The organism is Micrococcus sp. HMSC067E09 (assembly GCF_001812555.1).
Classification (GTDB): Bacteria; Actinomycetota; Actinomycetes; order Actinomycetales; family Micrococcaceae; genus Micrococcus; species Micrococcus lylae.
Genome location: NZ_KV809418.1, coordinates 1 through 9,980, shown reverse-complemented (window position 1 = coordinate 9,980; position 9,980 = coordinate 1). Strand labels below are relative to the sequence as shown.

9 protein-coding genes are annotated in these 9,980 nt (G+C 70.2%); 7 read left to right on the top strand and 2 right to left on the bottom strand.

Annotation, left to right across the window (positions count from 1 at the left end; translation table 11 throughout):
- From HMPREF2863_RS03070 to HMPREF2863_RS03045, 6 genes are all read left to right on the top strand, one after another.
- Positions 1-300 (top strand): NADPH-dependent FMN reductase (locus HMPREF2863_RS03070; protein WP_371327614.1); only part of this gene is annotated, 300 nt, incomplete at its 5' end.
- A gap of 636 nt (positions 301-936) precedes the next feature.
- A complete protein-coding gene (locus HMPREF2863_RS03065; RefSeq protein WP_067191440.1) occupies positions 937-1,485 on the top strand; it encodes a YceI family protein in 549 nt (182 codons plus the stop codon).
- Between the two features lie 103 nt (positions 1,486-1,588).
- Complete coding sequence (locus HMPREF2863_RS03060) at positions 1,589-3,094, top strand: YncE family protein (protein ID WP_070637832.1); 1,506 nt, start codon at positions 1,589-1,591, stop codon at positions 3,092-3,094.
- 60 nt (positions 3,095-3,154) lie between these two features.
- Positions 3,155-3,874, top strand: a complete 720-nt coding sequence (locus tag HMPREF2863_RS03055; protein ID WP_070637835.1) for a dienelactone hydrolase family protein — start codon at positions 3,155-3,157, stop codon at positions 3,872-3,874.
- Positions 3,875-4,104: 230 nt separating this feature from the next.
- Positions 4,105-5,025 (top strand): hypothetical protein, encoded by a 921-nt coding sequence (locus tag HMPREF2863_RS03050; RefSeq protein ID WP_070637830.1) that lies wholly within the window; start codon positions 4,105-4,107, stop codon positions 5,023-5,025.
- Positions 5,026-5,280: 255 nt separating this feature from the next.
- A complete protein-coding gene (locus HMPREF2863_RS03045) occupies positions 5,281-5,955 on the top strand; it encodes a GNAT family N-acetyltransferase (RefSeq protein WP_070637828.1) in 675 nt (224 codons plus the stop codon).
- Positions 5,956-6,097: 142 nt separating this feature from the next.
- On the opposite strand, the gene HMPREF2863_RS03040 is transcribed toward HMPREF2863_RS03045, so the two are convergent.
- Entirely contained in the window at positions 6,098-7,465 is a 1,368-nt protein-coding gene (locus HMPREF2863_RS03040; protein ID WP_067191448.1) for a uracil-xanthine permease family protein, read from the bottom strand.
- Between the two features lie 143 nt (positions 7,466-7,608).
- Here HMPREF2863_RS03040 and HMPREF2863_RS03035 point away from each other — a divergent pair, with 143 nt between their 5' ends.
- Complete coding sequence (locus HMPREF2863_RS03035; RefSeq protein WP_245232093.1) at positions 7,609-8,550, top strand: carbohydrate kinase family protein; 942 nt, start codon at positions 7,609-7,611, stop codon at positions 8,548-8,550.
- A 253-nt stretch (positions 8,551-8,803) separates the two neighbouring features.
- On the opposite strand, the gene HMPREF2863_RS03030 is transcribed toward HMPREF2863_RS03035, so the two are convergent.
- Positions 8,804-9,838 (bottom strand): malate dehydrogenase, encoded by a 1,035-nt coding sequence (locus HMPREF2863_RS03030; protein WP_070637826.1) that lies wholly within the window; start codon positions 9,836-9,838, stop codon positions 8,804-8,806.
- Between the last annotated feature and the right edge of the window lie 142 nt (positions 9,839-9,980).

Here is a 9,980-nt window from a genome sequence, read left to right as displayed (position 1 = left end):
CCCGAGTCAACAACGTCATGCCCTCCTACACCTAACAGCGACGTCGCCTGGAAAGGCCTCCCGGTCGGGATCATCAGCCACTCCGTCGGGCGCATGGGCGGCTACTCCTCCCAGAAGAATCTGCGGCTCGCGCTGTCCTACTTCGACATGCCGACCGTGGGGCAGCCCGAGGTGTTCCTCTCTCAGTCGCCAGAACTCTTCGCAGAAGGTGACACGATCGTCCGTGAGTCCACCGTTACGTTCCTGCAGAACTACGTAGATCGATTTGTCCGAGTGATCGAGGGGCGCAGCCGCAGCTGATCTATAAAATCGGCATCCGTTAGGTGAACGGTGGACACAGCACTCTGCTCTATGTTCTAGGCAAATCCGGCGGTCTTGTTGGCTCCTGGTTCAGCCTTCTCCATGACGCTGGCGTCGCCGGAGTCGCGAAAAGTGCTAACGAAAGTGCTAAGCAACCTGTAGCTCGGCGTATCGTAGTGGAGTTATCCACAGGCCAAATGCCATAGATCGTTAATTTTATGCGGCACAACGCCCTGTCGAGATTCACGGTGCGAGGGGGTCGAGGTCAGTTCAAGTCCCCCCCTCGCGCACCACGAGGACAAGGCCCCGGATCACCGATCCGGGGCCTTTGTCGTGTGCGGGTTCCGACGGCGGCGGTGCCGGCCGAACGAGACCGAGACGTCCTGCTCGACGTCCGCGGCCACCGGCCCGCCCGGTCCGCGATCACCGCGCCGTCGTCACAGGGCCGGATGTGGGCCCCGTCATCTTCATGACCTTGCGTGTCGGTGTTCTCCCCGGCCCGGTTGCGCCCTTCGGACAGATAGTTCAAACTTGAAGCAGATGGGGCGGCGCCCCGCCGTCCCCGGCGCACTTCCCTGCGCCGCCCGCAGAACCGCCACACCCAGCCGGCGGCCTCTACCCGCGAAGGAAAGACCCATGAGCAACTCCACCCTCACCACCGGAACCTGGACCCTCGATCCCGCCCACACCGACGTGGACTTCGTGGTCCGTCACGCCGGCATCTCCAAGGTGCGCGGCACCTTCGGCGACGTCTCCGGCGAGCTCGTCCTCGCCGACGACTTCACCGCCTCCTCCGTGGAGGCGACGGTCGGCGTCGCCTCGATCGACTCCGGCAACGAGCAGCGCGACGGCCACCTGCGCTCGGCCGACTTCTTCGACGTCGAGCAGTTCCCGCAGATGACCTTCCGCTCCACCGGCGTGACCGGCACCGAGGAGTCCTTCACCCTCAGCGGCGAGCTGACTCTGCATGGCGTCACCCGCTCCGTCGAGCTGCAGGCGGAGCTCGGCGGACAGGCCGTGGACGCCTTCGGTGCCACCCGAGTCGGCTTCGAGGCCCGGGGAGAGATCTCCCGCAAGGAGTTCGGCCTCACCTGGAACGCCGCACTCGAGGCCGGCGGCGTGCTCGTCTCGGATGCCGTGAAGCTCGAGATCTCCGCCGCCTTCGTCCTTCCGCAGGAGAGCTGAGCCGGTCTTCTCCGGCTCCCGCCGGCGTCGGCTTCGCTATGCTGAGGTTGTGTCTGTCCAGGCCATTGCATGTGCCTGCCCTTCCTCAGCCCCCGGAGATCCCATGTCCCAACTGCCCATCGTCCCTGACGCCACCGACCTCGCGGCGGAGCCGGCTGCGCTGAGGCAGGCCGCAGCTGCCCGTCCGCGGGTCCTGCGGTCTGCCGCCGCCCTGCTCACCGTGGGCCTGCTGCTCACCGGATGCGCCGGGACGGACGGCGACTCCCCGGACGATCAGGGCAGCGCCGCCACGGCCTCCGGCACCCAGGACGGCGGCACCGGTGACGGTGGGCAGGACGACGACGGTTCCGCCTCCTCGGACAAGGACGGCGAGGCCGACGCCTCCTCGGACGGCGACGACGGTGCAGACGACTCCGGCGGGGACAAGGACGGCGAAGACAAGGACGGCGAGGACAAGGACGGCGAAGACAAGGACGGCAAGGGAGGGGCCGAGGAGTCGGACTCCGTGGACCCGGCCGACTTCCCGGCGTCCAACACCACCACGCTGACCCACATGGAGACCCTCAGGGACGTCGGCGTCGAGCCGAAGTCCGTGGTCTCCAACCAGCACGGGCTGATGATCGCCAACAACGTGGTCTACCAGCACAACGTCGTGCTCTTCGACACCGCGACCCGCAAGGTCTTCCAGACCCTGGACGACACCGTGAACCCGGCCGAGCTGGGCGTCGAGGGCCTGCCCGACGAGGTCAGCGGCGCCCCGGTCGAGGCCACCTGGACCAAGGACGGCGAGCACGCCTACGTCACCCAGTACGGCCTGTACCCCGTGGGCACCGCGCCGGACGACAACTGCACCGCCGGCTCGGACATCGCCCCCTCCCTCGTCTACCGGTACTCGGTGGAGGAGAAGGACTGGGACGCCGCCTACCGTGTGGGTCGGGTGCCCAAGTACCTGGCTCTGTCCCCGGACGAGTCCCGCCTGCTGGTCACCAACTGGTGCGACTCGAACATGACCGTCATCGACACGGCTTCCGGCGAGACCGAGCACACCATTCCGCTGGACACCATGCCCCGCGGCATCGTCGTACTGCCGGACAACAAGACCGCCTACGCCACCGCCATGTGGGCGGACAAGCTCTACCGCGTGGACCTGGAGAAGGGGACTTCCGAGGTGGTCATGCACACCGGTGCCAACCCGCGTCACCTGACCCTGTCCCCGGACGGCAAGACCCTCTACATGACGCTCTCCGGCGCGGACGAAATCGTGAAGATGGACGCGGAGACCGGCGAGGTCATCGCCAGCGCCCCGGCCGGGGACGAGCCGCGCTCCATGGACATCTCCGCCGACGGCACGGCCCTGTACGTGGTCAACTACTACGACTCCACGGTGAGCAAGATCGACGCCGAGACCCTCGAGATCCTCGGCACGGCGCCGGCGGGCGTGAACACCATCGGCATCACCTATGACAAGCCCTCCGGAGAGGTCTGGGTGGCCAACTACGGCGGCACCATCGACATCTACGACGACACCGACGGCGCCGGCCCGCGCGCCGGCGGCTCCGAGGAGGACTCCGAGGATTCGGAGGATTCGGAGGACGACGCCGAGGGGTGATCCGCCCGGGGCGAGAGCCCTCGCGGTGCGGCCCGGACCGGACCTAGGGTGGGGATCATGATGATGGCATCGAAGACCCCGTACCAGAACACGTCGTTCGACCTGCCCACCAAGGAGACGGGCGACGACCAGACCGGCCACGGCTACATCGCGTTCCCGGAGTCCGGCAAGGGACCGGGCGTGATCGTCATCCAGGAGTGGTGGGGCCTGACCCGCCACATGCGCGACGTCTGCGACCGCCTCGCCGAGCAGGGCTTCGTGGCCCTCGCCCCGGACCTGTTCGGCGGCTGGATCGCCCACGACGGCGACGAGGCCGGCGAGATGATGGAGAACCTCCCCGCCGAGGAGGGCGCCCGCCAGCTCGGCGCCGCCGTGGACCACCTGCTGTCCCTGGACGAGGTGACGTCCGAGACCGTCGGCGCCATCGGATTCTGCATGGGTGGCGGCTTCGTGCTGTCCCTGGCCGAGCAGCAGGGCGAGAAGGTCTCCGCCGCCGTCCCGTTCTACGGCGTGGGCCAGGGCGTGCCCGGCTCCTTCAAGGGCATCAAGGCCGCCGTGCAGGGCCACTACGCGGAGAAGGACCAGATGTTCCCCGTGGACCAGGCCCGGAAGCAGGAGCAGCAGATCCGCGAGGAGTCCGGTGCCGAGGTCGAGTTCTTCTACTACGACGCCGACCACGCCTTCCACAACGACGAGAACCCCGCCGGCAACTACCAGGAGGCTGAGGCGAAGCAGGCCTGGGGCCGTGCCGTGGACTTCCTGAAGGAGAAGGTCCGCTGAGCCGGAGAGGATCCCGCGGAGGCGCCGGCGGCCGAGGCCGTTCCGGCGCCTCCGGTCGGTCCGACGGCCGGGGCGGCTCGTCCGGCCGAGGCGGAGCGTCTGGCCGAAGTGGCGCGAAGGGCGCGCCGCGCGGGTCAGGTGCCGGGCGGGCGTCAGGCGCGGGGCCGTCGTCGGGACGCAGGAAGGCGCGGTGGGAGGCACCGCCGCCCGAGACGCTGTTCCTGGCCACCGTGCCCGGTGCGACGCCGTCCAAGTGGGTGGAGCGGTTCACCTCGCGCGAGCGTGTGGTGCAGCTGGTGAACCACGACGAGTCCCAGCAGTGCGATCATCTGCGGCACGACGAGCACGGGTTCGCCCTGCACCCGCTGCCGCAGCTGGGGTACGTGCGGTGGCGCCGGGATCGCAGCGTGGAGGACGTGTTGGGCGAGGCCGGCGTGGACCCACGGCGCGTGCACGTGGTGCGCGTGTACTCGGAGCTGCCGGTGGTGTGCGTCGGGCGGGAGCACCTGCTGGCCGCCTGGGACGTCGAGGCCGACGGCCCCGTGCCGACGGCCGAGCTCGATCCGGCCGAGGCGATGGACCCGGCGACGTTCGCACCGACCCCTGCGCCCGCCCCTGACCCGGCCCCTGGCGTTTTCGTTCGGGAAAGCGTCGAGTCCCAGGGCGCTTTCGTTCGGGAAAGCGTCGAGTCCGGCGACGACGGCACTCCCCGCACGTCTGTCTCACCGCCTGCGTCGTCGGCCCCCAACCCCATGGACGCCCCGGAGACCCCGGGAGCGGGGGAGCGGATGGCACTGGAGATCGTGGCCTCCGGCGCCGGGCACGTGGTGCTGCCGCAGTCCGTGGCCCGCATGTTCGGTCGGAAGGACGTGGTGGTGCTGCCGCTGGAGTCCTCGCTGGACGAGGTGGTCGGCATGTCCCGGGCCGAACGCGAGGCGGTGGCGACGGCAGCAGAGCTCGCCGCCGAGGAGGCCGGCATGGAGCCCGCACGTGCAAACGAGCCGTTTGGCGTCACCGGTGACCACGTGGACGGCGATGACCGTCACCCCGGCTGGGACGTCGGGCTGGCCTGGCTCAAGGAATCCGACTCGGCCCTCGTGCAGGGCTTCGTGGGCGTGAGCCGTGGTCGCAGGAGCGGCAGCTCGCGCTGAGCGCGGGGGCAAGGGGACCGGGCGGGTCGGCAGCGCCAGCGCCGCCCGGCGGGTCTTCGATCCGATCCGGAGCCTGCGAGGCGTGCTCTCGAACGGATCGAGCGCTCCGTCGGAGGACTGCACCGGCCTTCGTTCCGATCCGGAGTATGCGAGACGAGCTCTGGATCGGAACGAGGGCTTTAGAATCGGGCCTGCCGAAGGCTCGACGGAGGCTCGACGGAGGCTCGGCGTGGATCCTCGCACTACACTCGGGCCATGACATGCAGCATCGCCGAGAGGCCCCGCAGCATCGCGGAGATCTGGCCGCCCTACGGACTCGTCATCCGGGCCGGTGAGCTGACCATGACCGCTCTGCGCGAGGCCGACGTGCCCGAGGTGGTCGCCCTGGTGGAGACCGGCATCCACGACCCCGCCGTCATGCCGTTCTCCTTCCCGTGGACCGACGCCCCGAGCGAGGAGCTGCCCGGCAACTACATGCGCTTCTTCGGCCGCACCCTCGCCGGTACCGGAGCGGGGAACGCCGCGCTCGAACTCGTTGTGCGCAGGGGAGGGGAGATCGTCGGGATGCAGGCGCTCAACGGCCAGGACGTGCGCACCACCCGCCGCCTGGAGTCCGGGTCCTGGCTGGGGTTGCGCTTCCAGCGGCAGGGCATCGGGCTGGCCATGCGACAGGCCATCTGCACCTTTGCGTTCGACCACCTCGGCCTGGACGTCGTCACTTCCGGGGCCTGGGCGGACAACACCGCCTCCCTGCGGATCAGCCAGAGGGTCGGCTACCGCGAGACAGGCCGCCAGCAGTGGCAATGCCGCGGCGAGCCCTCCGAGATGGTCCTGCTCGAGCTGCTGCCCGAGCACTTCGTGCCCGGCCCGGAGACGGTGGAGGTCGAGAGAGCCGAGCCGCTGCGGAGGTTCCTGGGTCTGACGGACTGAACCGGCCGTCGTCGGGAAGGGGTCATGGGGAAGCCCTCGTTCCGATTCGGAGCACGCCAGGCATGCTCCGAATCGGAACGAGGGCTCCGGGATGAGGACGAGGGCTCCGGAATGAGAACGAAGGCCCCGGAACCCACTGGCCTCAGCCCAGCCGGCCGGCCTGCGAGGCCTCGTACTCCTCGAGGTCGTCCTCGGAGACCGGTTCGGTGCCGCGCACCCGCGCCACCGCGGTCATCAGGTGGTAGACGCCCAGCGCCGCGATGGTGCCGAGGGTGATGCCGCCGAACGCCAGGTCGCCGATCATCAGGACCGGGTCGGCGATCGCGATGATCAGGCCGATGCCGGCGGTCATGAGGTTGATGGTGTTGGAGAAGTCCACGCGGTTCTGCACCCAGATGCGCACGCCCATCACGCCGATCATGCCGTAGAGGACGATGCCCGCACCCGCGGCCACACCGGCCGGGATGGTGGCCACGGCGGCACCGAACTTCGGGAAGAACGCCAGGGCCAGCGCGGTCAGGCCGGCCACCCAGTAGGCGGCGGTCGAGTAGACCTTGGAGGACGCCATCACGCCGATGTTCTCCGCGTACGTGGTGGTGCCGACGCCGCCGCCGAGGCCGGACAGGCTGGTCGCCAGGCCGTCGGCGAAGAGGGCGCGGCCGGTCAGCGGGTCCAGGTCGGTCTTCGTCATCAGGCCCACGGTGCGCACGTGGCCGATGTTCTCCGCCACCAGCACCAGCACCACCGGCAGGAAGAGGAAGACCACCTCGGCCCGGAACTCCGGCAGGTGGAACTCGGGGAGCCCGACGACGGCCGCCTCGCCGATCGGGGCGAAGTCCACCTGGTCTTGGGCCAGCGCCAGCAGGTACCCGACCACGATGCCCACCAGGATGGACAGGCGCCCGAGCAGGCCGCGGAAGAGCACGGCGGACAGGACGATCGCCAGGGCGGTGCCGAAGGTGGTCACCGGCAGTTCGACCATGCCGTCCGTGGTGGAACCGGCCAGGTTCAGGCCGATCAGGGCGACGATCGTGCCCATCACCGCCGGCGGCATCAGCGCATGGATCCAGCCGGTGCCGGCCAGGTGCACCACCAGGCCGATCAGTGCCAGCAGGACGCCCACGGTCAGGATGCCGCCGAGCGCCGCGCCCACGCCGGCCATGGAGACGGCGGCGGTGATCGGGGCGATGAACGCGAAGGACGAGCCCAGGTAGGACGGCAGGCGGTTGCCGGTGATCAGCAGGAACAGCAGGGTGCCGAGGCCGGAGAAGAACAGGGCTGTGGTGGCCGGCATGCCGGTCAGGGCGGGGACGAGCACGGTGGCGCCGAACATGGCCATCACATGCTGCACGCCGATGCCCACGGTGCGGCCCCAGCTGAGGCGCTCCTGCGGGCCCACCACGGTGCCGGCGGTGATGGTCCTGCCGTCCCCGTGGACGGTCCAGCCGAAGCGGCGGCGCGGGCCGTTCGGGTCGCGGTGCGTTGCGGTGCGCTCGGGGGGATGGGACATGCGGGTCCTCCAGGGGCGAGACGACGGATGCCTCCGGGCGGGTTCCGTGGAGCCGCCGCCGGGGCGTGCGAGGCCGCCGTGGAGCGCTCCAGCACTGTGGAAAAGCCCACGTTCGGCCATGGACCGTAGGGTACCGTGGAGATGTGTCTGACTACTTCGGTGTGATTGGCGAGGCCCTCGTGGACGTGGTGGTCTCGGACACCGCCACACCCCGAGCGCATGTCGGCGGCAGCCCCCTCAACGTCGCGGTGGGGTTGAGCCGCCTGGACCTGCCGGCGCTGTTCGCCGGTCGCTACGGCTCGGACGAGTACGGCGAGATGATCGCCGCTCACCTGCGTGACAACGGTGTCCGTTCCCTCCTCGGCCCCGACTCGGCGCCCACCTCCCAGGCGACCGCCCGCCTGGATCCCACGGGTGCGGCCAGCTACGAGTTCGACCTCGACTGGACCCTCCCCTCCGCCGGCGAGCTCGTCTCCCGTTACGAGGGGGACGTCGGGGGCCGCCTGCTCCACCTGCACGCCGGGTCGATCGCCACCATGCTCGCCCCCGGCGACGCCGAGGTGATGCGCCTGCTCGAGCTGCTCCAGCCGACCACCACCCTCAGCTACGACCCCAACGTGCGCCCGAGCATCGTCCCGGACCGGGAGTTCGCCCGGAACCGTGCCGAGGAGTCGGTGCGCCTGGCGGATGTGGTGCACGCCTCGGACGAGGACATCGCCTGGCTGTACCCGGACCGTCCGCTGCTCGATTCCCTCCGGGCCTGGCAGCAGATGGGCCCGGCCCTGGTGGTGATGACCCGCGGCGCCGAGGACATCATGGCGGTCACCGCGCACGAGGACTACGAGCGCCCCATCATCCCTGTGGACGTCGCGGACACGGTGGGCGCCGGCGACTCCTTCACCGCCGCCCTGCTGGCCGCCTTGAACGACCGCTGCCTGTTGGGCGCCGAGAACCGCGAGCAGCTGCACGCCATCGGTCACCAGGACCTCGAGTCCGTGCTGATCTACGCCTGCCGCGCCGCGGCCATCACGTCGTCCCGCCCCGGCGCCGACCCGCCGACCCGTGCGGAGCTCGTGGACGACTGAGTCGTCCGGTCCGTCACGCGTGGACAACGACGCCGGCCGCTCGCCTTCTCAGGGTGAGCGGCCGGCGTCGTGGGGCCGGCTTATAGAGGCGGTCGGGACCGGAGCGTTCCGGGGGACGCGACCCTTTCCTGAACGAAAACGCCCTGGGACGCGACACTCTCCCGAACGAAAACGCCCTGGGACGCGACACTTTCCCGAACGAAAGTGCTCCGGGACCCGACACTTTCCCGAACGAAAGCGTCAGGTGGGTGGCTCAGATGAGGCCAAGGTCCTTCACGGCGTCGCGCTCGGACTCGAGCTCGGCCACGGTGGCGGCCAGGCGCTCGCCGGCGCCGGGCAGGGCGGCCTCGTCCGGGGCCAGGTCCTGCACGATCTGCCACTCGCCGCCGTCCGAGGTCACCGGGAACGAGGAGATCAGGCCCTCCGGCACGCCGTAGGAGCCGTCCGAGACGATCGCGGCGGAGGTGCGGCGGGCGGAGCCGTCCGCGGCGTTGCCGGTGCCCAGGGCCCAGTCGCGCATGTGGTCGATGGTCGCCGACGCGGCGGAGGCTGCCGAGGAGGCGCCGCGCACGGAGATGATCTCCGCGCCGCGCTGGGCCACGCGCGGGATGAACTCGTCACCGGTCCAGGCGCTGTCCACCACCTCGAGGGCTGGCTTCCACTCACTGTCCACGCGCACGCGGGCATGGGTGAGGTCCGGGAACTGGGTAGCCGAGTGGTTGCCCCAGATGGTCACGCCGTCCACGTCCTCAACCGTCACGCCGGCCTTCGCGGCCAGAAGGGCGACGGCGCGGTTGTGGTCCAGGCGGGTCAACGCGGTGAAACGGGAGGCTGGGACGTCCGGGGCATGCTGCTGGGCGATCAGGGCATTGGTGTTGGCCGGGTTGCCGACCACGACTACGCGGACCGCGTCGTCCGCATGCTCGTTGATGGCCGTGCCCTGCGGGCCGAAGATGCCGCCGTTGGCCTGAAGCAGGTCGCCGCGCTCCATGCCGGCGGTGCGCGGGCGGGCGCCCACGAGCAGGGCGTGGTGGGTGCCGTCGAAGGCCTGGGCCGGGTCGTCGGTGACATCCACCGAGTCCAGCAGGCCGAACGCGCAGTCGGCGAGCTCCATGGCGGTGCCCTCGGCGGCCTTCAGCGCGGCCGGGACCTCCAGCAGGCGCAGGCGCACCGGGGTGTCCTCACCCAGCATCTGGCCGGCGGCGATGCGGAAGAGCAGGGCGTAGCCGATGTTGCCGGCGGCGCCGGTGACGGTGACGGTCTGCGGGGCACGGTTCTCCACACTCATGCCGCCATTCTGGCCGGCCCGCCGCCGTCCGGTAAAGGGTCCGCGGCGGTGTCGCCCCGGAGTCGGGTCGCCCCGAGCCGCCGGAGGACCCCGGAGGCGGCGGCCGCCGGGGGGGGTGCCTCTATGGTTTTCGTCAAGCAGC

Coding starts and splice junctions, on each gene's coding strand:
- HMPREF2863_RS03065 (WP_067191440.1), top strand. CDS start 937: ATGAGCAACTCCACCCTCACCACCGGAACCTGGACCCTCGATCCCGCC.
- HMPREF2863_RS03060 (WP_070637832.1), top strand. CDS start 1,589: ATGTCCCAACTGCCCATCGTCCCTGACGCCACCGACCTCGCGGCGGAG.
- HMPREF2863_RS03055 (WP_070637835.1), top strand. CDS start 3,155: ATGATGGCATCGAAGACCCCGTACCAGAACACGTCGTTCGACCTGCCC.
- HMPREF2863_RS03045 (WP_070637828.1), top strand. CDS start 5,281: ATGACATGCAGCATCGCCGAGAGGCCCCGCAGCATCGCGGAGATCTGG.
- HMPREF2863_RS03040 (WP_067191448.1), bottom strand. CDS start 7,465: ATGTCCCATCCCCCCGAGCGCACCGCAACGCACCGCGACCCGAACGGC.
- HMPREF2863_RS03030 (WP_070637826.1), bottom strand. CDS start 9,838: ATGAGTGTGGAGAACCGTGCCCCGCAGACCGTCACCGTCACCGGCGCC.